Below are 22,477 nucleotides of genomic sequence, written 5' to 3' on the forward strand. Positions count from 1 at the left end.
TTTCTTTTATAATAAGAAACAGGTAAAATAAAAAAGAGAGAAAATGAAGTTTTTACCATATAGTAGAAGCGTCACCAACAAGCTTCTGTAGTCATTAATCCGCTGCAAAAGCAGGCTAAATCCATCATTCCACTATAACATAAAGTGCAACTTTGATCAGTGAATCTCACTAGTTATAAGTTGAACGAATTAGGATAATCCAAATTGGAATGGGAGGTATACATCTTTGAACCGAAACTTACTATATATGATATTACGACTCATATTTGTCATTGTAGCAACGGTAGTTGGGTTCTATGCATTGCTGCACATGTCAGGCCTGATCTACCCTTTTATTATCGCTTTTGCATTCGCTTATTTGATTAATCCTGTCGTCAATTTCCTTAATCAAAAACTACAATTCCCTCGCGCATTAGCGGTACTCGTTAGCTTAATTCTCGTATTCGGAGCTATCGTCGGACTCGTTACATACCTTGTAACTGAAGCAATGTCTGCCACAACATACTTACTACAAATTGTCACAGTGAAGTTTCCAGATATCGTTGCATTCGCCCAAGAATTTGCACTTAATCATATTATGCCTCTCTATGATGATTTAATTTCTAAATTTAATCATCTTGGAGAACCACAGCGATACACTATTACACAAAACATTCAAAACTTAGGCACCGGAGCAACGACACAAATGAAAGAACTTTTAACCGCCATTATAAGCGGATTAACAAATTTCATTAGTGCATTACCAACAACTTTAACTGTCCTTGTATTCGTCTTATTAGCCACCTTCTTCATTAGTTACGATTGGCACCGTCTTGCTCATAAAGTAAGAAAACTTCTACCTAATCGTGTACACGGATACGGAAAAACTATTTTTGTCGATTTAAGAAAAGCTTTGTTTGGTTTTGTTAAAGCGCAACTTACACTCGTATCTATGACAACTATCATTGTACTAATCGGCCTTTTAATATTACGCGTGCCATACGCAATTACTATCGCGATTATTACAGGGGTTGTAGATTTACTCCCGTATTTAGGAACTGGAGCCGTCTTCGTTCCTTGGGTTATATACGTATTTTTCACAGGTGATACTGCATTCGCCATCGGTCTTCTCATCCTATACATCGTCGTGATTGTCCAAAGACAAATCATGGAGCCAAAAGTACTTTCATCTAATATTGGACTCGATCCATTAGCGACACTCATCGCTCTATTTGTCGGCTTTAAGCTCTTTGGTTTTTTAGGATTAATCATCGGTCCAGTCATATTAGTACTACTTAATACATTACACAAAGCTCATGTATTCCACGATTTATGGAAATTCATTAAAGGCTCACCATCAAAATAATGTTTTCTAACTCATACACAACAAAAAATCAACTGTAATCAGTGGGAATTTCCCACTGATTATTCACTGTACTTTTTGCACTACTACATTTAAAAGGGGATTTCCTAAAAAAGGATAATTCTCTTATTTTTTTGCATAAAAACGCATATTTCAGGCCGGAAATACATTTTTATTCTATTTATTCTATAATTATTACTTACATTTATTACTTTTTATGTAAATGAATAAATATACAAAACAAGGCAGGTGAACCCTTTAATCAGTAATTTTTCTTCTCCTATCTAAACTTCTGCTCACTAGTCGAATCTTACTACATGCAAGAACATCACCCTAATGTAACACTTTTCATTCACAAGAACCCTCTGTATCCTATCGTTTAATAACTAACAATAATCCACCCCAACAAGAAGCTAACAATTGACTATAAATAGCAAACAAAAAAATAACGCGTAGATCGCTATAATCTACGCGTTATTTCTGAACAATAATAGTAGTTCTCTTTCTAAATTTCCAATCAATCCACTTCATAACAACCGGCTTCAATAAAGCCCTCGTTACAGGAACAACAAAGATAAAACCTATTATATCCGTCACATATCCAGGCAGTACTAAAAGAATACCTCCTACGAATATAAAAATACCATCTAGAACCGTATCACCAGGCATTTCTCCTCTATTTAACCTAAATTGAATCTCTCTAAGCACTTTAAACCCTTGTCGTTTCGCCAAATATACACCAACAATACCCGTAAATACAATCATAGCGAACGTAGACCATAAACCTATTACATGACTCGATCCTATCAATACCGCAATCTCGATCGCCGGTATTACAATAAGTAAGAATAGTAACCACTTCACAGCTCCACACTCCTTCATATTTCATTCAAAAGGTGAAAGCATCACTTTCCACCATCCACCTTACAAAACCCCTTATGAGCCTCTTAAAACGCTCATACAAGCTTTACAAAGGACGAATAACCCTCTTCCACTAAACATTATAATAAACGTTTTTCAAAGCGATTTCAGGCATTTAAAGCTAGCTCTATACTTTTTTGTGTAAAAAAAAGAGAAGGACTCCGATCCTTCTCTCCGTATTACTTCTTATAGCACTTCCGCATGTCCATTATAAACAATTCCGCGCGCTGCATCAACTGTTACTTCTTGGCCACTTTTTAAAGTTGTTGTTACGCCGTTTACACCAACGATAACAGGAATACCGATTGATACACCTACAACAGCTGCATGGCTTGTTAGACCGCCTTCTTCTACAACTAGAGCTGCAGCTTTTTCAATTGCAGGAATCATATCTTTATCAGTGCTTGTTGTAACAAGGATATCACCTTTGTTTACGTTCGCTACAGCTTCAGCAGCTGTTTTCGCTACAACTACTTTACCTTTTGCAGCTTTACGACCGATTCCTTGCCCTTTAGCAACTTCTTCACCAACAACGTGGATTTTCATTAAGTTTGTTGTACCAGTTTCAGCAACTGGTACACCAGCAGTGATTACTACAGTATCTCCAAGTCCGATTAGACCCGCATCCATACCTGTTTGAATTGCTGTATCTAACATTTCGTCAGTAGAAGCTGCACGTTTTCCAGCCATAAATGCTTGAACACCCCAAACAAGTGCAAGACGACGTCCTACTTGCTCGTCAGATGTTACAGCTACGATTGGAGATTTCGGACGGTATTTAGAGATCATTTTCGCAGTATGTCCACTTTCTGTTGGAGCTACAATTGCAGCTACATCAAGAGCAAGTGCTGTGTGCGCAACAGATTGGCTAATTGCATCTGTAATTGTTGGAGTGAACTCTTTAATACGTTTTTTGAACATATCTTCATATTGTAATGATTTTTCAACACGTACCGCAATGTTAGCCATCATTGTTACAGCTTCTACAGGGTATTGACCCGCAGCAGTTTCACCTGAAAGCATGATTGCATCTGTTCCATCGAAGATTGCGTTTGCTACGTCACTTGCTTCCGCACGAGTTGGACGTGGGTTACGTTGCATAGAATCTAACATTTGTGTTGCAGTAATAACTGGTTTGCCTAATACGTTACATTTTTTGATTAGACGTTTTTGTACTAATGGTACTTCTTCTGGTGGAATTTCTACACCCATATCACCACGAGCAACCATTAAACCGTCAGAAACTTCTAAGATTGAATCGATGTTGTCGATACCTTCTTGGTTTTCGATTTTTGGTACGATTTGGATGTATTGAGCGTTATGCCCTTCTAATAATTCACGAATTTCTAATACGTCAGATGCTTTACGTACGAAAGATGCTGCGATGAAATCAACTTTTTGCTCGATACCGAAAACGATATCTTGTACGTCTTTTTCAGTGATACCAGGAAGCTTAATGCTTACGTTTGGTACGTTAACACCTTTTTTATTTTTTACAGTTCCGCTGTTTAATACTTTTGTACGGATGTCTCCGTCAGCTTTCTCGATTACTTCTAGTTCGATAAGACCGTCATCGATTAGAATACGAGAACCTGGATCAACATCATCATAAAGACCAGCATAAGATACAGAGAACTTCTCTGCAGTTCCTAATACTTGTTCAGTAGAAAGAATTACTTCTGCACCTGTTACAAGCTCAGCTTGTCCGTCTACGAAGTCATGTGTACGGATTTCTGGACCTTTTGTATCAAGTAAGATACCAACTGTTTTACCAGTTTTCTTTGAAGCTTCACGAATATTTTTAATACGAGCTCCATGCTCTTCATGGCTACCATGAGAGAAGTTTAAACGAGCAACGTTCATACCCGCTTCCATTAATTGCTCTAATTTCTCAATACTTTCACTAGCAGGACCTATAGTACATACAATTTTAGTTTTACGCATATTGCACCTCCGAAAATTATGAAACCGTTCCCAAATACAAGGCATTAAGCCAATTAGATAGATAATTCTTTAGATAATTGATACATATCTTTATCGATTGTATGCTTTTGAGCTAACGCTTCGATAATGTCATGATCAACAAGTTTATTATTTTGAATACCAACACAACGTCCGCCATTACCAGCAATTAATAATTCAACTGCTCTTGCGCCAAGACGACTAGCTAATACACGGTCTTGTGCACTTGGTGATCCACCACGTTGCACGTGACCTAATACAGTTACACGAGTATCAAAGCTTGTTGCTTCTTCAATGTGCTTACCGATGTCAATTGCACTTCCAACACCTTCAGCTACAACGATAATACTGTGCTTTTTGCCACGTTCACTACCTCGTTTCAGACGAGCGATAACATCTTCCATGTCATACTTTTCTTCTGGAATTAAGATAGTTTCTGCACCATCAGCTAAACCAGCCCATAATGCGATATCTCCAGCGTGACGTCCCATTACTTCGATAACATATGTACGTTCATGAGATGTAGCTGTATCACGGATTTTATCAATTGCATCAATAACAGTATTTAAAGCTGTATCGAAACCAATTGTGAAGTCTGTTCCAGGGATATCATTGTCGATTGTACCTGGTACACCTACACATGGGAATCCTTGCTCAGTTAATTTTTTTGCGCCTTGGTAAGAACCATCTCCACCAATAACAACAAGTCCTTCAATACCATGTTTCTTTAATTGCTCGATTCCTTTTAGTCGTACTTCTGGGTCTTTAAACTCAGGACATCTTGCTGTATATAATTTTGTACCACCGCGGTGGATAATATCGCCAACAGAACCAAGTTCTAATTTTTCAATATGACCAGAAATTAAACCAGCGTATCCATGGTAAATACCATATACTTCAATATCATGGAAAATCGCTTTACGAACAACTGCACGAATGGCAGCATTCATACCAGGTGAATCTCCACCACTCGTTAATACACCAATACGTTTCATTTGTACTCACCTCATAAAGATTATTTGCCTTATAATAAAATAACACGAAAAAATACAAAAACACAATGGAGAAGATGTGTCTTTTCATAATAAAAACGTGCATTCGCGAAGAGGAACGCACGCTTTTCTTATTTTATCCCAATGGAAGCGTTTGAAAACGAAACTTGCCCAATTTTCATATATTTTTCATAACGTTTTTCGATTAATTCATCTTTCGAAATTCCGCTTAATTGTTCAAAAGTTTTCTTAAGCATTAAATCTATATTTTCTGATTGTTTCAAAATATTACGATGCGCTCCGCCTTTTGCCTCTGGAATAATTTCGTCAATTACACCTAATTCTTTCAAATCTAATGCTGTAATTTTCATCGCTTCTGCAGCTTCTTTTGCTTTACCAGCATCTTTCCAAAGAATCGCCGCCGCACCCTCTGGTGTAATAACAGAATAAGTGGAATTTTCTAGCATATGAATGTAATCTCCTACTCCAAGACCTAACGCACCACCGCTACCACCTTCACCGATAACAATGCAAATAACAGGTACAGTTAAACCCGCCATTTCAAATAAATTACGGGCAATTGCCTCACTTTGTCCACGTTCTTCAGCTGCTTTACCAGGATAAGCTCCCTTCGTATCGATGAAACAAATAATGGGACGATTAAACTTTTCCGCTTGTTTCATTAGACGCAGTGCTTTTCGATATCCTTCTGGATGAGGCATCCCAAAATTACGACGAATATTTTCTTTCGTATCTTTTCCGCGTTGGTGCCCAATTACAGTTACAGGCATCCCCTTATATTTCGCAATGCCGCCGACAATCGCTGCATCGTCGCCAAATAGGCGATCTCCATGACATTCAAAAAAATTAGTAAATAAGTGCTCAATATAATCGAGCGTTGTCGGTCGTTCTGCATGACGAGCAATTTGAACACGGTCCCATACTTTCATATTGCCGTATATATCTTCCTCTAGTTTTTCTAGCTTGTCTTCCAAAATACGAATCTCCTCACTGAAGTCCATCTGGCTGTTTTTCGTATAGTCTTTCAGTTCACGAATCTTATTTCTTAGCTCAACAACTGGTTTCTCAAATTCTAGCTCTGCCATACAGCCATTTCCCCTCCTTGATGAACTTCTAAAATCTTACGGAGTGTTTCTCTCATATCATCACGATGCACCACCGCATCTAATTGACCGTGCTCTAGTAAAAATTCTGCCGTTTGGAAATCTTCTGGCAGTTTCTCACGCACTGTTTGTTCAATTACGCGTCTACCAGCAAATCCGATAAGTGCACCTGGCTCTGCAAGATTGTAATCACCAAGTGAAGCGAAACTCGCTGAAACCCCGCCCGTCGTCGGGTGAGTCATAACAGAAATAAATAACCCTCCTGCATTACTATGCTTTTTCAAAGCTACGCTTGTTTTCGCCATTTGCATTAAACTTAATATCCCTTCTTGCATACGGGCACCACCCGACGCAGTAAAGATAATAAATGGAACTTGTAAGTCGTATGCCTTTTCAACCGCACGAGCAATTTTTTCTCCTACAACAGAGCCCATGCTGCCCATTCGAAAACGAGAATCCATTACTGCAACAACAACAAGCATGTCATCAATTGTTCCTTCACCAGTTACAACCGCTTCATACAATTCAGTCTTCTTACGATCGTTTTCTAGTTTCTCTTCATATCCCGGAAACTCAAGTGGATTTAGTGAAACCATCTCTTTGTCATACTCACGAAATGAACCTTCGTCCAATATACTATCAAGGCGTTCCCATGCATTCATCGGATGATGATATCCACAATTCACGCATACTTTTAAATTTTTAAGAAGCTCTTTCGTATACATGATTTTTTTACATTTCGGACATTTTGTCATAACGCCATCTGGTACATCTTTTCGTATTTGTTCTGAAGGTATTGCAGCGTACTTTTTCTTTTTCACGAATAAATCTCTTAGCACAATTTGACCCCCTTCGTTGAGAGCTAAGGTTAGCGTAAGAAGAAAATGGGGCTAACACCAATGTTTGATGTTAGCCTTATCTTCTCAATCTGTCTAATAACCTCTCTCTTTACGTTTAACTTTAACCGCTATGCGGTAGAATGTTTGTCATAACGTGTCATGGTCATTTCGACAAATTTTATACATTACGAGTGAAACTGTATATTCTCTACTAATTCATCGTAAATTTTTAACGCATCATTTTCTTGTTTCACTTCCAAAGTAGCATAAAGCTTTCTATAGATTTCGATAGAATCTCCTGAAACTTCACAAGAAAGAGTTGCAACGTAATCATTTACGATCATCCAAATGCGATAGAGTAAATAATTATCGAATTGTTCAATAAGTGTTTTAAAGAACGTTTGATGAAGCACCGGAATTGAGCTTTCATTTTCTTCAAGCACTTGGTGTAATTTACTTAGTACTCCAGAAAACGTTTCTTTCGGTAAATTACATACAAGTCGAATCATATCTTTCTCAAGCAATCGTTTTGTTTGTAATAAATCACGAATTGTTTTCTCATCTTGCAGTAGAAACGGAGCAATTAATTGTACAAGACCGTTATCGTAAAAGTTCCGAATAAACGTCCCCTCACCACGTCTCGTTTCAATTAATCCTACCAGTTCTAAAGCACGTAATGCTTCTCTTACAGAGGAACGTCCAACATTTAAGCGTGAACTTAACTCACGCTCAGATGGCAAACGATCCCCTGCTACTAAACAATCCTCTTCCATAATGGATCGGATTTTTTTTACAATTTCGAGATATACTTTTGTATTTGATGATGTCAATGGAAATTCCTCGCTTATTCTTTACCAATCAGCGCTAATTGTTTTGTTTTCTCAGCGACTTCATTTGGATCTACTTGACGGCGAGCTACTCCTGTCTCCATTGCTGCTTTCGCAACGTAAGCCGCTACTTGAGGCGCTACACGCGCGTCAAATGGCGCTGGAATGATATGGTCTGCATTCAACTCATCCTCTGATACAAGCTCTGCAATGGCTTGTACAGCTGCCATCTTCATTTCTTCATTAATTTGTGTCGCATGTACATCAAGTGCGCCGCGGAAAATACCTGGGAACGCTAGTACATTATTTACTTGGTTCGGGAAGTCAGAACGACCTGTTCCAACAACAGCTGCGCCCGCTGCTTTTGCCAATTCTGGCATAATTTCTGGAACCGGATTCGCCATTGCAAAAATAATTGCATCGTCATTCATTGTACGAACCATCTCTTCATTTAATGCACCCGCTGCAGATACACCAATGAATACGTCCGCACCTTGTAAAACGTCAGCTAAAGAACCTTCGATACGATTCTTATTTGTATATTTTGCAACTTCATCCTTCACCGGATTCATACCGACAGGACGACCTTCATAGATTGCACCTTTACGGTCACACATAATAACGTCACGTACACCATAGCGATATAAAAGTTTAATGATTGCAATACCTGCTGCACCTGCACCATTTGCGACAACTTTAATGTCGGACATTTTCTTTCCAACTAACTTCAGCGCGTTCACAAGACCTGCTACTGTTACGATAGCTGTTCCGTGTTGATCATCATGGAATATCGGAATGTTTGTCTCTTTTTTCAAACGTTCTTCAATAACGAAGCAGTTTGGTGCTGCGATATCTTCTAAGTTTACACCGCCAAAAGTTGGCTCCATTAATTTTACAGTTTCAACAATTTTATCTACATCGTTTGTATTTAAGGCAATCGGGAATGCATCTACGCCAGCAAAGCTCTTGAATAATACAGCTTTACCTTCCATTACTGGAAGAGATGCTTCAGGTCCAATGTTACCAAGACCAAGTACAGCCGTTCCATCTGTCACAACTGCTACCATATTTCCCTTCATTGTATATTCATATACCTTACTTTTATCGTCATAAATTTCTTTACAAGGCTCTGCAACCCCTGGAGAATATGCAAGACTTAAATCTTTTGCATTTTCTACTTTTACTTTTGATACAGTTTCTAATTTTCCTTGATGCACTTTATGCATATGAAGTGCTTCTTCACGAAGTGTTGACAAACTATCCACTCTCCTCAAATTATTCTGGCTGATATCAACTTCTCCAAGTGGTCTGACCACGAACACTACTACTATAATAATCGAAGTGTAGGGAAATTGTCCATTATATTTTCACAACGACATTTTCGTCCCCGACAATTTCACGAAGTGCTCCTAAGCATTCTTCACTTGGATGAATCGATAAACTTCGAGATAATTGTACCATTTTATGTTCCTTTTCATAATAAATTAGTACTTTCGTAAAACCTGAATAGTCAAACAATATTTTCGTAACTTGATTTACAAGCTTTTTTTCATATTGAGACGGCAATTTCACGTAAACAGATGCTTCTTTCATTCCTTCATAAACATCCATTTCTTCTAGCGGATATAGTCCATTCACGATCCATTGCAACTTATGATTTCTTTGCTCAATCGTACCATCAACTAAAACAATTTCCCCTTCTTGTAACCTGTGTGAAAAATGTATATACGTTTCTGGAAAAATGACGGCTTCCATTTCATCATTTTGATCACAGAATGTAATAAACGCCATCTTTTGCAACTTTTTCGTACGAATAACTTTCACACTTGTTATATATACGATTGCTCTTTGTACTTTTTTCTTATGTCGCATCGCCTGAGCAAGAGATGGGATTTCTAATTCTTTTCCTAACTCCGCATACTGCGCTGTCGGATAGCTAGATAAATAAAAACCGAGTGCTTCCTTCTCCTTATTTAACTGTTCAATAAAGGATAGCTCTTCTCCTTGTACATATTTTGATTTCGGAACAGCATCCCCTAAATCAAAGTCACGTGCAAGATTTGCATACTCTAACGCTCCTTTAAGACTTTTCCATAACGTCGTCCTCGAAACACCAAAATCGTCAAAACATCCAGACCAGACAAACGCTTCTAAATTTCGCTCTGTTACAAATTTTGATGGCATACGAAGACAAAACTCAAATAAATCTTCGAACATTTTTTTCTCTCGTTCTTCGAGTAGCGCAGTCACGGTAGCCATTCCGATATTCCGAATCGAAAGTAAACTATATCGAATCGCATTCCCTTCTATTTGGAAGTTGTAACCACTTCTCTGAAGAGACGGCGGTAAAACGTGAAAACCTTTCCGCTTCGTTTCTCGTACATACTGCACAATCTTATCTTCATTTCCAATTGCGCTTGATAATAACGCAGTCATAAATTCCAGCGTATAATTCGCTTTTAAATATGCAAGCTGGTACCCAATCATACTGTAAGCTACAGCGTGACTTCGGTTAAAACCGTAATTCGCAAATCTTACAATTAAATCGTAAATTTGTTCTGAAGATGTCTCGTTGTATCCGTTTTCCAAACACCCTTGAACAAAGTGCTTGCGCTCTTGATCTAAAATATCACGATTCTTTTTACTCACAGCACGGCGCAGTAAATCCGCTTCTCCAAGCGAAAATCCAGCTAACTTCGATGCGATTTGCATTATTTGTTCTTGGTATACGATTACGCCGTATGTTCGTTCTAAAATGGGCTTTAAATCCTGATGTAAATATTCAATTCGTCTTTCCCCATGCTTCGATTCAATAAAGGTTGGAATTTGTTCCATCGGTCCTGGTCTGTATAAAGAGTTAACAGCAACTATGTCTTCAAATTCATTCGGTTTTAACCCGCGAAGTACATTTCGCATACCACCTGATTCAAGCTGGAATACCCCTGTTGTATCCCCTCTTCCTAACAATTGAAACGTCTTTTCATCTTGAAGAGGTAAATTTCTTATATCAATTTGTTTCCCAGTTTTTTTAACAATAAACTTTATAATATTTTCAAGTAACGTTAAATTACGTAAGCCTAAAAAATCCATCTTGAGCAATCCAAGTTCTTCTAGTGCATCAGCTGGATATTGCGTAACATAAACATCGTTATGCCCTTCTTGAATCGCTATACTTCCCGTTAACGGTTCTTGGCTCATTATAACGCCAGCTGCATGAATAGACGTATGACGCGGTAATCCCTCTACACGTTTTGCAATTTCAAACACACGCTCATGCAAAAGATTCCCTTGTATAAACTCACGGAGCGATTGCGATTCCTCATATGCATCTTTTAACGTTATACCAAGCTTTGATGGGATAAGTTTTGAGAATATGTCGATATCTCTTGGCGGGAGCCCCATTACACGAGCAATGTCTCTAATTGCGGCTTTCGCTGCAAGAGTTCCGAACGTTACAATTTGAGCAACACGAAGCTGACCATATTTATCTTTCACATATCGAATCATCTCATCACGTCTTATATCTGGAAAATCAATATCAATATCTGGAAGTGTCACACGTTCAGGGTTTAAAAACCTTTCAAATAATAAGTCATATTCAATTGGATCAATATCTGTAATTTCCAATACGTAAGAAACGAGTGAACCCGCTGCCGATCCACGGCCTGGCCCAGTTAAAATCTGATTTTCATGTGCATATTTCATAAAGTCCCATACGATGAGGAAATAATCACTAAATCCCATACGAGAAATCACATGTAATTCATGATTCAAACGCTGTATATGCACTTCTTTCGGCGTACCATATCGTTTACTTAAGCCTTCTTCACAAACACGGCGCAAATACGTATCATTCGTCTCGTTAGATGGAACAGGAAACTTCGGTAGTTGATTTACATGGAAAGGAATTTCTACTTGGCAACGTTCCGCGATTGTTATTGTATTTTGAATCGCTTCCTCAGCATGAGAAAAGAGTGCTTCCATTTCATCCGATGACTTTAAATAATACTGATCCGTTTTCATTCTCGGCCTATCTGGATCAGTCATTTTCGTTCCGCCTTCAACAGATAATAAACATTCATGAACAAGTGCGTCACTTTGATTAATATAGCGAACATCATTTGTTGCAACGACTGGAACGTTTACCTTATTAATAAATTCAGGCAGTTTTTCTTGTAAAAGCAGTTCATCTTGAATCGCATGATGCTGCAAACTTATATAAAAATTGCTGAACATATTTTGATACGTATGAGCTACTTCTTCAGCCTGACTCTCTTTGTCTTCTAATAATAACTGTTCAATTTCTCCGTCTTTCCCTGGTGAAATTGCAATTAATCCTTTCGCATAATGAGCAAGCCACTTCTTCGGAATACCTTCTTTTGACTTCGTCATAATGCTGCTAGAAATCTTTAATAAATTTTGATAGCCTATTTCATTCTCAGCAAGTAAGACGAGTGGATAAGACCTTTCTTCTTCTTCACTAAAAATAGAAGCTGTTAAGCCGATAATAGGCTGTATACCATTTTTCTTGCATGCTTTATAAAACGGAATAACTCCATACATAACATTTTCATCTGTAATGGCCAGCGATGAAAATCCAAGCTCTTTCGCCCGAATGACAAGCTCATCAATTTTGCAAGCACTTTTTAATAAACTAAAAACGGTTTGACATTGTAAATGCACAAACTTCACTGTTGTACCCTCTCTTTACCTATTTGACTACTTTTATTATAGGTGATGAGGAAAGCGGAAATCAAAACATACTTCTCATACTTTGTCCATATATATGAAGAAGAAAGGGGAATGACGATGGATGTAAGAGAACATACTTTTTTCTCTCTGCTTATTATTAGTTACTTTATTGCCTTTGGAGTTATACTTGGTGGTTCATTAATTGGCGGATTTGGTGCATTTCTCATCGGAAAACCAGCTCTAACTTATATTAGTCAATTTGCTCAAAACTTAAGAATTTGGGCACTCGTTGCAGCAATTGGCGGAACGTTCGATACCTTCTATAGCTTTGAAAGAAGCTTCTTTGGCGGAGATATGAAAGATATCGTAAAACAAATTCTCCTTATTTTTTTCGCAACTGGTGGTATGCAAACTGGTCTTATTATTATTAAATGGCTTACACAGGAACATGTATGAGAGTACCGAGTGCCAATACAGCCAAAAGGTGGTATTTAGTTTTAGCTGGTGCTGCTGTTGGAGGGATTTTGAGCTGGTTTATTTTTTTGTACATATACGGTGTTTTTCAGCAGGAACAAGCTAGTAAAATAGCAGAACAAAAAGAAATCATCGAAAAACAAGAAGCAAAACTCCACGTCCTTCTCGAAGACCAAGAGAAATTGAACACAGAAAATAAACGACTCTTAACAATTCAAGAAATCAAAATAAAAATTATAAATCGAAAAAAATATGATTTAGACAATCTTACACTTGAAAATATGACCACCTCTATCCATAATGATCTCCAGCATCTTTTAACGAAAAACATTCAAAGCATCGCAAAAAATAAAGACCTACTCAAAAAAGTCATTGAAAATAAAACGTACAAACATTACGATCGTATATACCGCTTTAAAGTAGACACAGTCTCTTTTGATACCGTACTTGAAATTAGTATTGATATAGAGAAAGAAAAATAAAAAAAGGAGGGCCTCAGCGCCTCTCCTTCTCTTTCGTTCAACATACAACTTCTTATTTACATAGCTCACGTAAATCAGCAAAAAGGCGATCCGCTTCTTCCCAAGAAGATGCTTTTGCACCAGAAGCCATCGGATGTCCTCCGCCATTATATTGCATTGCTAATTTATTAATAACTGGTCCTTTTGAGCGAAGACGAACACGAATAACATCATCTTCCTCTAAAAATAGAACCCATGCCTTTAATCCATCAATATTACCAAGCGCCCCGACAACACCAGATGCTTCAGTAGAAAGTACATCAAACTCTTCTAGTACCTCTTTCGTTAATTTAATGTATGCTGCGCCTTCTTCTACCATCGTGAAATTTTGTAAAATATAACCGTTTAAACGAGCAATCTTTTCTTTTGTCTTATACATTTCATTGTATAAATCTGTGAATTTCACGTCCATATCAACAAGCTCACTTACGTAACGAAGTGTTTTCGCTGTTGTATTTGGGAATAAGAAACGACCTGTATCACCGACAATACCCGCTAAAATAAGGCGAGCTGCTTCCTTTGATATCGTTAATCCTTTATCTTTTCCATAACTGTAAAACTCATAAATCATTTCACTTGTAGAACTAGCTGTCGTATCCACCCACGTAATATCTCCGTACGGGTCTTCATTCGGATGATGATCAATTTTAATTACCATCTTTCCTTTTGCATAACGTTGATCACAAACACGCTCTTGATTTGCTGTATCACAAACGATAACAAGTGCATCTTCATATACACTATCTTCAATATCATCCATTACTCGTAAAAACGCTAAAGAAGGCTCGTTGTACCCAACCATATAAATATTTTTCTCTGGAAACGATTCTTGCAGAATTGTACCAAGTCCGCACTGAGAACCTAACGCATCTGGATCCGGACGTACATGACGATGAATAATAATTGTATCAAACTCTTTAATTGCTCCTAAAATTTGCTCATGCATATGTATAATCTCCTTTTTATTCAACTTCTTCATTTTATCCCGCATTAACGTGTAGTAAGACTCCCACCTCAAAAGTATTAAAAACAATGGGGCAAAATTAATTTGGAGCCCGGATGCACATAAAAGCCCGATTGGTGAGGGCTAATAATTAGTACGTGGGATCTCCCCACACTAATTAAAGTTTCACTTTATCCCCCATTATAACGGAAAACATTTCATACATGCGAACAATTGCTTTATAATAAAAATTAGAAAGTTTAGATTTTTCTTTTTTCTAAATTGTTATTTTTATACCAATCGATGGGAGCGTGTATTATGCCAGTATTCGTCTTTTGTATTATCATCTCATTTGTGTTGTACCTCTTCTACAAAACAAAATTCTTTCGTACAAACCGTCCAATGGAGAAAGGTTGGCTCTCAGGAAAATCCGCAATGGCACTCGGCTTATTCGTCCTATTCTTTGGGATAAACCAATTCTTTTTAGAACTTTCAACTGCACGCATTATTGTTGGTGTTTTGTTTATTTTACTTGGCAGCGCGAGTACATTTAATGGATTCCGCCAATATAAACATTTTTTACCATTAGCAGTCAAAGAAGCCGAATCTTATAAAACAACGTAAAAAAAGCATCAATATTGTGATGCTTTTTTACGTCCCTTCACTTTCAAAATCGTATATGCAACAAACGCAGATGGTATATTAAAGAGATTACCTTGCACGTGAAAATGTAATTGTTCTTCTTCAAAAGACATCTGTTTGTATAATTCTTGCTGAGATAATCCTGTTCTTTTCTTTTTTTCATGCAATCCTTGTAAATATAAATATTGAATTGGTATCATCACAAGAAAGTAAAAGAGTGCGATACCACCAAAAAAGAGTACTTCTGATGACATATGGTATACCGCCTTCCGACATCTATTATCTTATAATACAGTTATAACATAGTATAAATTGAAATTAAATTAACATTCTGTTTTTTAACCATATAATTACGTCTCCGCATATATATCCTGCTAAAACTCTTCCACATCTTTAGCAACAGCTTCAAAGCCTAATAAAACAAAAAAGATGGAACAAACCAAAGCGATTTGTTCCATCTTTTTATTTATCGATCAATTGCACCATAAGTAACGCTTTCCCGACAACATTACCTTCATGATGCACTTCTACATCAACCTTACCAAATTTACGCCCAATTTCTAATACTTTCGGATGCACTGATACAACATTATCAATTTGAACTGGCTTTACGAAATAAATGGTTAAGTTTTCAACAATTAAATCGCTCTTCTTCTGCGCACGAATGACGCGGTTTGTTGCTTCTGTCACAATTGTTGTGAATACACCGTAAGATAACGTCCCAATTGAATTCGTCATTTGTGGCGTCACTGAAAATTGATATAAATGCTCATTTTTCGCTTCTTTCGGCGTCATAAATTGATTCGTTACAATGTCATCAATCGTTTCCCCAACTTGCGGTTGACGTTGAATCATTTGCAGCGCCTGAAGTACATCTTGACGGCTAATAATTCCTTGCAATTTATTTCCTTCGTCAACAACAGGAAGTAATTCAATACCTTCCCACACCATCATACGTGCCGCAGCTGCAACAGACATTTTTCCATTTACCGTAATCGGATGCTTTGTCATCACTTTATCAATTGGTGTTTCTTTCACGACACCAATCATATCTTTTGAAGTTACGATACCTAATACCTTTTTATTTTCATCAACAATTGGATAACGTCCATGCATCGTTTCTTCATTATACGCATGCCATTGCTGTACTGTATCATTTGGCTTTAAATATAACGTTTCTTCAATTGGCGTTAAAATATCTTCAACGAGTACAATTTCTTTCTTGATAAGTTGATCATAAATTGCACGGTTAATTAAAGTCGCGACCGTAAATGTATCATAACTACTCGAAATAATTGGAAGCTTTAATTCGTCTGCTAATTTCTTCACATGATCTTCCGTATCAAATCCGCCCGTAATTAACACTGCTGCCCCAGCTTCTAATGCTAATTGATGTGCGTTCGTACGGTTACCGATGATAAGTAAGTTCCCTGCTTCTGTATAGCGCATCATCGCTTCTAATTTCATAGCCCCGATTACGAATTTATTTAATGTTTTATGTAGTCCTTCTCTGCCTCCAAGTACTTGACCATCGACAATGTTAATGACTTCTGCATATGTCAGTTTTTCGATATTTTCTTTCTTTTTTTGTTCAATTCGAATTGTTCCGACACGTTCAATTGTACTAACATACCCTTTATTTTCTGCGTCTTTAATTGCACGGTAAGCTGTCCCTTCACTTACACTCAAATCTTTCGCAATTTGCCTCACAGAAATTTTATGCCCTACTGGCAGGCTATTAATATGTTCTAAAATTTGATTATGTTTGGTAGCCAAATGGTTTCACCATACTTTCTTTTCCCTAAATTCTTCATGTGTTGTATTTTCAGTATACTATATTTTCAAAACTGTTACACTCTCTCTTTGTATGTCTGTACTATTTTTTTTATAACAAAATGTGCCTTACATTACACCGGTCATTCTATTACAACAATGTAATGGTATTGTCATCTCGTTCGATAGTTTGTCCAGACGCTTCCATATACAATTAAGACAAGAAATGAAACAAAGGAGCGGATACATTATGAAAAAATTTTTAGAGGTTGTAGGTGCTGTATTTTTAGCTTTCGTAGACGGGAAAAAAGTTGCAATGGAGTTGAATGAAACACCCGAACAGCCACGTACAAAAAGAAAAGAATCACCTAAACAAATACAAACTTTAAAAACTGTACTACACACATAAAAAACCCTTCACTTGTCGTTTCAAATGAAGGGTTTCTTTTTTATAGTGTAATACTTTCCCCAGCTTCTAATACTTTCCCTGTACAATTTTGTAGCTTTTCTACAAATCGATATGGATCTTGTTCAATAACCGGGAACGTATTATAATGCATCGGTACAACTGTTTTCGCACCAGTCCATTTTGCAGCTAAAACAGCATCTTCTGGCCCCATTGTGAAATTATCGCCAATTGGTAAAAATGCTACATCAATATTATTAAGTTCTCCAATTAACTTCATATCAGAGAATAACGCAGTATCTCCTGCATGATATACCGTTTTCTCCTCTGCCGTAAACAAAATACCAGCTGGCATACCTGTATATGTAATCGTCTTATTTTCTTCATCAATATAACTAGATCCGTGGAACGCTTGTGTGAATTTCACTTTACCAAAGTCAAATTCATGTGAACCTCCAATATGCATTGGATGTGTATTTACACCTTGCCAGCCTAAAAATGTCGCTAATTCAAATGGTGCCACAACGACCGCATTATTTTTCTTTGCTAACGCTACTGTATCCCCAACATGATCACCGTGTCCGTGCGATAAAATAATCGCATCAACTTTTACATCTTCAGCCTTTAAATCTGTTTTCGGATTTCCTGTTAAAAACGGATCAATTAAAATAACTTTTCCATTCGTTTCAATCTTTACAACTGAATGCCCGTGATAAGATACTTTCATCCTTACATTCCTCCCCTATTCACATTCTCACTTTTTATTCTACATGATTTCTCAATTACCTGTCTTTTCTAACATCTATTTACTTGTCATAACGCTTTCATCCGATGTAAAGTTATATTTGTAATTAAATATCTCGGGGGTGCCAATCGATGAATGCTAGATTAGAAAATTTAATGCAATGGCTAAAAGAAAAAAACGTAGAAGCTGCGTTCTTAACTTCTACACCGAACGTTTTCTACATGACAAACTTCCACTGTGAACCGCATGAAAGACTACTTGGTATGTTTGTATTCCAAGAAAAAGAACCTATTTTAATTTGTCCTAAAATGGAAGAAGGTCAAGCGCGTAACGCTGGCTGGGCACATGAAATTATCGGATTTACTGATACTGACAGACCATGGGATATGATTGCAAAAGCAATTAAAGATCGTGGTATTGATGCAAATGCAGTTGCAATTGAAAAAGAACATTTAAACGTAGAACGTTACGAAGAATTAACAAAATTATTCCCAAATGCAGCTTTCAAATCAGCTGAAGAGAAAGTTCGCGAGCTTCGCTTAATCAAAGATGAAAAAGAACTTTCTATTTTACGTGAAGCAGCTAAAATGGCAGACTATGCTGTTGAAGTTGGTATAAATGCAATTAAAGAAAATCGTAGTGAGCTAGAAGTATTAGCAATTATTGAGCATGAATTAAAAACAAAAGGCATCCATAAAATGTCATTCGATACGATGGTATTAGCAGGTGCAAACTCTGCTCTTCCACACGGTATTCCAGGTGCAAACAAAATGAAACGCGGCGATTTCGTACTATTTGATTTAGGTGTAATCATTGAAGGTTATTGCTCTGACATTACACGTACAGTAGCATTTGGTGATATTTCTGAAGAACAAACTCGCATTTACAACACTGTACTTGCTGGACAACTACAAGCAGTTGAAGCATGTAAACCAGGCGTTACATTTGGTGCAATTGACAACGCTGCTCGCTCTGTTATCGCAGATGCAGGTTACGGAGACTTCTTCCCACACCGCCTTGGTCACGGACTTGGAATTAGCGTACACGAATATCCAGATGTAAAAGAAGGCAATGAGTCTCTATTAAGAGAAGGCATGGTCTTCACAATCGAGCCAGGTATTTACGTACCAAACGTAGGCGGCGTTCGTATTGAAGATGATATTTACATCACAAAAGACGGATCAGAAATCTTAACGAAGTTCCCGAAAGAATTACAATTTGTGAAATAATAAAAAAGGTAGCGTGATCGCTACCTTTTTTCTATCTTCTCTACTATTTCAAATTTCTCTACAATCATTTTTGCTGGGTAGCTTTCAAGTATTTGAGAAGACCATACATTTATTTTATCCCCTGTTTTTAATTGATCATATGCATTTTTATCCTTAAAGCTCAAGACTGTATCTGATGGATGCTCTTTATTCATTTGTTGTTCCATATAATTTTGCAACTCTACTTTTGTTTTAAAAGTTTTATCACTGTCAAAAAATATTGTGCCACCTCTCAATATTACATACCCTTCTTTAAGTTCTTCTTTTACTCCTACTTGCTCTACTGTTTTCGTAGTACACGCTGATAATATTATTAGAAACACACCTAAAAATAAAATATTAATGAAGAAGAACATGGCTTTCCTCATAACGATTCCTCCCATATCGAGTCATTCAAAAGAAATTATTTCTTTTCTATTCCTTCCACGCATTATACTATTAACATGCAGAATTTTCTAAAATAAGGAGGTTTATATGTTACAACAACAGTTAGAAGAAATTCGTAATAATAATTATGTAATCAATGGTGCACTTAATATTGATTCTTTAAGTTCCAGTATGCTTCAACATATTGGTGTTACTGATAGCTATTTAAGGGACAAACTCATTTACTCTACTTTTTATCATCTAATTAAGAAAGACTATATTTCACACACACACTTACAGAAACTATTATCAGAAAGCATCAGTGACAATTATTTATTTTATAAAATTCATTCAGGTGACGACGATGCTGTATTTACCCGTGCATTTACAACATTATTAATCGCCCTCATTATTGATGCTGATACAAATCATAATTTCCTATCACAGACTGATATTTTAAATGTGAAGGATAAATTAATTCTATATATGAACAAAGAACAGGATTTCCGTGGGTATGTGCAAGACCACGGCTGGGCACATAGTATCGCTCATGCTTCCGATACATTTGAAGCGCTTGTTAATAATCCTAAACTGGAAACTTCACATTACGAAGAAATACTACAAACTTTATTAAACAAAGTTTGTGTCCATTCCATTTATTACAAATATGAAGAAGATGAGCGTATCGTTTATCCGATTGTCGCAATGCTACAAAATGGCTTAGAGGAAGAAATACTCATATTAGCCCTTCGTGATCTAGTAGCTCAATTACAAGTTCAAAAACCGACACTACATATTGACTCGTATGAATTTCTATACGGAAATATAAAATCTTTCTTGCGCAGCTTATTTTTCAAATTACGTGCAATGTCTATATGTAAAAAAACTGAATGTGAAATTGAAAAATTACTACAAGAACTTCATAAATATTATTACTAAAAAAGAAGGCCACTCAAAAAGTGCCTTCTTCTATTTCACTAATATTTAATTGAAATTTCACGATCCAAACTGAGAAAAGGTGGACAAGAAACGCAAACACCATACATGCTCCACTTAAAAAAGTTAATATAGGATGCGAATACACGTGCCCTAAACCATAGGATATTACCACGAGAAATATTGTTATGTAAATATAAATTGCTCCATGTATTTGCTTCATATTAGCCTCCTTTTCCCATATTATAACATAAATTTTCTGATTATTCACATTAATTAACTGTAATTAATATTTCTCCACTGTTACACCTCTAACAGCCGCCTTAATATAAGGTGCTCCTTGTAAACTTTGTAAATCCTCTGTTTTTCCGGTTACGACTACACCGTATATTGGTAAGTCTTTCAGGTTGGTGTTTTTTACTTCCTTATAGTTTGTCCTAAAATGGTCTTGAAATCCCCCTTTATTTTCACTTAAAGATTTCATAGAACCAATAAATCCTATAGAGTTTCTTTTAATATCCTCGTACTCATCTTTCTTTCTATCAGCATAACTCCCCTGAAATCCAAACACAGCTTTTGATTTCTCTATTAATAATGATTCAAACGTATCATGGCTCATTCTGCTCTCCTTTCTATATACTCAACGTTTGAGAGTGTAAAATGTATACAACTTTTCTAAAAAAACTCATAATAAAAAGCACATCTTCGCCAATGTGCTTCTCTCAAAAATACTATTCTATTATTTCACCGCTTCTTTCACAACATTTTGAATCATAACGACTTCCGTTTTCATATCGACAGCCGGAGCATCCTCATCAATACATTCATACCAAAACTCCAAATGCTTTTTATCAATTTCATGATGAGAATTTTCGACATGAGCCCCACCTTCTCCTTGCACAGAATACCAATATAAGTACTCTTCTCCATCTCTTATTTCCCGGAAAATTGTCTCTACATACATCTTTTCGTCGTTTAATGTCAAAAGCACTTCTTTCATATTGTCATTAAGAAGCTGCATCCATTCATCTACACGATGACTTTTACCTTGTTTCACTTTAAATCTCGTTAACTCCACATTCATTTTTATTCCCCCGTTCTCTTACGTACAAACAAACTATATTCTATTGGATTATGAAAACTTAATTTAATAGCTAGCTTCTAGTCTCCACCGCCTCCGCAATCTCCTCCACCATCACTTGAACTGCTACAATCGCTGCTACTATAGTCACCAAGTCCACTTGATGAGCTTGAGGCTTGTGAAGATTTTTTTCTCTTGTTTCTTTTCTTATCTTTGTTACTCTCATGACTAGGCCACACTTTATAAAACAATATGAAAAATAGGACTAATTCTATTGTGAAAATGATAACGTCTAAAATACTTTCAATAATATTGGGTGTTATTCCAAAACTATAGAATACTTCAAATGAATAAGCACACAAAATCACATAAATAGCCATACTGATATACCTAAATGTTCTACCTATAATAATTGCTATTTTCTTTGAGAGTGGTATATCCTGTTCCTGTTTTTTCTTTATATATTTTTGTTTTCTAACTTGCTTTCTCTTTCTACTTTTTCTCCCCATCCAATCCCCTCTTTCGACTTCCCTTTTCCGTTTAATTCCAAATTATCACAAAAATATACATTGTAACAAGCGAATTTTCTCGTAAAGTTTTGTTTACTTTTTGTAAAGTTTCAT

General features: G+C 36.7%; 23 protein-coding genes and 2 pseudogenes. 7 read left to right on the plus strand and 18 right to left on the minus strand.

Going from position 1 to position 22,477, the window contains the following annotated elements; genetic code table 11:
* Window positions 1-226 precede the first annotated feature (226 nt).
* Window positions 227-1,345, plus strand: a complete 1,119-nt coding sequence (gene ytvI, locus JTF23_RS07940) for a sporulation integral membrane protein YtvI (protein ID WP_204208459.1) — start codon at window positions 227-229, stop codon at window positions 1,343-1,345.
* Between the two features lie 471 nt (window positions 1,346-1,816).
* Here ytvI and JTF23_RS07945 read toward each other — a convergent pair whose 3' ends face one another.
* The 8 genes from JTF23_RS07945 to dnaE all read right to left on the minus strand — a co-directional run bounded on the left by JTF23_RS07945 (window position 1,817) and on the right by dnaE (window position 12,699).
* Window positions 1,817-2,206: an FxsA family protein gene (locus JTF23_RS07945; RefSeq protein WP_002160258.1), complete on the minus strand. Its 390-nt coding sequence runs from the start codon at window positions 2,204-2,206 to the stop codon at window positions 1,817-1,819.
* A 243-nt stretch (window positions 2,207-2,449) separates the two neighbouring features.
* Window positions 2,450-4,207, minus strand: a complete 1,758-nt coding sequence (pyk, locus tag JTF23_RS07950; protein ID WP_002160257.1) for a pyruvate kinase — start codon at window positions 4,205-4,207, stop codon at window positions 2,450-2,452.
* 53 nt (window positions 4,208-4,260) lie between these two features.
* A complete protein-coding gene (pfkA, locus tag JTF23_RS07955) occupies window positions 4,261-5,220 on the minus strand; it encodes a 6-phosphofructokinase (RefSeq protein WP_002034288.1) in 960 nt (319 codons plus the stop codon).
* Window positions 5,221-5,348: 128 nt separating this feature from the next.
* The gene (accA, locus tag JTF23_RS07960) at window positions 5,349-6,323 is read right to left on the minus strand and encodes an acetyl-CoA carboxylase carboxyl transferase subunit alpha (protein ID WP_000818786.1); all 975 of its coding nucleotides are present in this window, start codon (window positions 6,321-6,323) and stop codon (window positions 5,349-5,351) included.
* Window positions 6,311-7,180, minus strand: coding sequence for an acetyl-CoA carboxylase, carboxyltransferase subunit beta (gene accD, locus JTF23_RS07965; RefSeq protein WP_204208460.1), 870 nt, complete (start codon window positions 7,178-7,180; stop codon window positions 6,311-6,313). Before accD ends, accA begins: the two co-directional genes overlap by 13 nt.
* A gap of 185 nt (window positions 7,181-7,365) precedes the next feature.
* Window positions 7,366-8,010: a FadR/GntR family transcriptional regulator gene (locus tag JTF23_RS07970; RefSeq protein ID WP_002112207.1), complete on the minus strand. Its 645-nt coding sequence runs from the start codon at window positions 8,008-8,010 to the stop codon at window positions 7,366-7,368.
* Between the two features lie 14 nt (window positions 8,011-8,024).
* Window positions 8,025-9,233, minus strand: coding sequence for an NADP-dependent malic enzyme (ystJ, locus tag JTF23_RS07975; RefSeq protein WP_179117546.1), 1,209 nt, complete (start codon window positions 9,231-9,233; stop codon window positions 8,025-8,027).
* A gap of 133 nt (window positions 9,234-9,366) precedes the next feature.
* The gene (gene dnaE / locus JTF23_RS07980; RefSeq protein ID WP_204208461.1) at window positions 9,367-12,699 is read right to left on the minus strand and encodes a DNA polymerase III subunit alpha; all 3,333 of its coding nucleotides are present in this window, start codon (window positions 12,697-12,699) and stop codon (window positions 9,367-9,369) included.
* A gap of 42 nt (window positions 12,700-12,741) precedes the next feature.
* On the opposite strand from dnaE, the gene JTF23_RS07985 reads away from it, so the two are divergent.
* The gene (locus JTF23_RS07985) at window positions 12,742-13,155 is read left to right on the plus strand and encodes a YtrH family sporulation protein (RefSeq protein WP_078172708.1); all 414 of its coding nucleotides are present in this window, start codon (window positions 12,742-12,744) and stop codon (window positions 13,153-13,155) included.
* The gene (ytrI, locus tag JTF23_RS07990; protein ID WP_002112211.1) at window positions 13,152-13,655 is read left to right on the plus strand and encodes a sporulation membrane protein YtrI; all 504 of its coding nucleotides are present in this window, start codon (window positions 13,152-13,154) and stop codon (window positions 13,653-13,655) included. The genes JTF23_RS07985 and ytrI overlap by 4 nt, the downstream gene beginning before the upstream one ends.
* 52 nt (window positions 13,656-13,707) lie before the next feature.
* On the opposite strand, the gene JTF23_RS07995 is transcribed toward ytrI, so the two are convergent.
* Window positions 13,708-14,640: a DHH family phosphoesterase gene (locus tag JTF23_RS07995; protein ID WP_002199190.1), complete on the minus strand. Its 933-nt coding sequence runs from the start codon at window positions 14,638-14,640 to the stop codon at window positions 13,708-13,710.
* A gap of 315 nt (window positions 14,641-14,955) precedes the next feature.
* On the opposite strand from JTF23_RS07995, the gene JTF23_RS08000 reads away from it, so the two are divergent.
* On the plus strand, window positions 14,956-15,261 hold the full coding sequence (locus tag JTF23_RS08000) for a YtpI family protein (protein WP_002088950.1): 306 nt from the start codon (window positions 14,956-14,958) through the stop codon (window positions 15,259-15,261).
* 8 nt (window positions 15,262-15,269) lie between these two features.
* Here the strand turns inward: JTF23_RS08000 and JTF23_RS08005 are convergent, their stop codons facing one another.
* Together JTF23_RS08005 and JTF23_RS08010 are read right to left on the minus strand one after the other, a co-directional pair.
* Window positions 15,270-15,533, minus strand: a complete 264-nt coding sequence (locus JTF23_RS08005; RefSeq protein ID WP_002112213.1) for a DUF3949 domain-containing protein — start codon at window positions 15,531-15,533, stop codon at window positions 15,270-15,272.
* A 208-nt stretch (window positions 15,534-15,741) separates the two neighbouring features.
* Window positions 15,742-17,055 carry a CBS domain-containing protein gene (locus tag JTF23_RS08010; RefSeq protein ID WP_204208462.1) on the minus strand — a complete coding sequence of 438 codons (1,314 nt, stop codon included), beginning with the start codon at window positions 17,053-17,055 and terminating at the stop codon, window positions 15,742-15,744.
* Between the two features lie 247 nt (window positions 17,056-17,302).
* Here JTF23_RS08010 and JTF23_RS08015 point away from each other — a divergent pair, with 247 nt between their 5' ends.
* Window positions 17,303-17,461 (plus strand): hypothetical protein, encoded by a 159-nt coding sequence (locus JTF23_RS08015; RefSeq protein WP_016106330.1) that lies wholly within the window; start codon window positions 17,303-17,305, stop codon window positions 17,459-17,461.
* 40 nt (window positions 17,462-17,501) lie between these two features.
* Here the strand turns inward: JTF23_RS08015 and JTF23_RS08020 are convergent, their stop codons facing one another.
* The gene (locus JTF23_RS08020; protein ID WP_204208463.1) at window positions 17,502-18,185 is read right to left on the minus strand and encodes a metal-dependent hydrolase; all 684 of its coding nucleotides are present in this window, start codon (window positions 18,183-18,185) and stop codon (window positions 17,502-17,504) included.
* A 149-nt stretch (window positions 18,186-18,334) separates the two neighbouring features.
* Here JTF23_RS08020 and pepQ point away from each other — a divergent pair, with 149 nt between their 5' ends.
* The gene (gene pepQ, locus JTF23_RS08025) at window positions 18,335-19,432 is read left to right on the plus strand and encodes a Xaa-Pro dipeptidase (RefSeq protein WP_002160249.1); all 1,098 of its coding nucleotides are present in this window, start codon (window positions 18,335-18,337) and stop codon (window positions 19,430-19,432) included.
* A gap of 20 nt (window positions 19,433-19,452) precedes the next feature.
* Here the strand turns inward: pepQ and JTF23_RS08030 are convergent, their stop codons facing one another.
* Window positions 19,453-19,839, minus strand: coding sequence for a DUF3221 domain-containing protein (locus JTF23_RS08030; protein ID WP_204208464.1), 387 nt, complete (start codon window positions 19,837-19,839; stop codon window positions 19,453-19,455).
* Window positions 19,840-19,945: 106 nt separating this feature from the next.
* Between JTF23_RS08030 and JTF23_RS08035 the strand changes: the two genes are divergently transcribed.
* A complete protein-coding gene (locus tag JTF23_RS08035) occupies window positions 19,946-20,776 on the plus strand; it encodes a DUF2785 domain-containing protein (RefSeq protein ID WP_204208465.1) in 831 nt (276 codons plus the stop codon).
* A 13-nt stretch (window positions 20,777-20,789) separates the two neighbouring features.
* Here JTF23_RS08035 and JTF23_RS08040 read toward each other — a convergent pair whose 3' ends face one another.
* The 5 genes and pseudogenes from JTF23_RS08040 to JTF23_RS08060 form a co-directional block, all read right to left on the minus strand.
* A complete protein-coding gene (locus JTF23_RS08040) occupies window positions 20,790-20,996 on the minus strand; it encodes a hypothetical protein (RefSeq protein WP_002160248.1) in 207 nt (68 codons plus the stop codon).
* Between the two features lie 63 nt (window positions 20,997-21,059).
* Window positions 21,060-21,353, minus strand: a pseudogene (locus JTF23_RS08045) (anti sigma factor C-terminal domain-containing protein); the annotation flags it as partial.
* A 159-nt stretch (window positions 21,354-21,512) separates the two neighbouring features.
* Window positions 21,513-21,857: a DUF6176 family protein gene (locus tag JTF23_RS08050; protein ID WP_204208467.1), complete on the minus strand. Its 345-nt coding sequence runs from the start codon at window positions 21,855-21,857 to the stop codon at window positions 21,513-21,515.
* 2 nt (window positions 21,858-21,859) lie between these two features.
* A pseudogene (locus JTF23_RS08055) lies at window positions 21,860-21,934 on the minus strand (GNAT family N-acetyltransferase); the annotation flags it as partial.
* The gene (locus JTF23_RS08060) at window positions 21,935-22,363 is read right to left on the minus strand and encodes a hypothetical protein (RefSeq protein ID WP_204208468.1); all 429 of its coding nucleotides are present in this window, start codon (window positions 22,361-22,363) and stop codon (window positions 21,935-21,937) included.
* Between the last annotated feature and the right edge of the window lie 114 nt (window positions 22,364-22,477).

It is taken from the genome of Bacillus sp. RIT 809 (assembly GCF_016892495.1).
Classification (GTDB): domain Bacteria; phylum Bacillota; class Bacilli; order Bacillales; family Bacillaceae_G; genus Bacillus_A; species Bacillus_A cereus_U.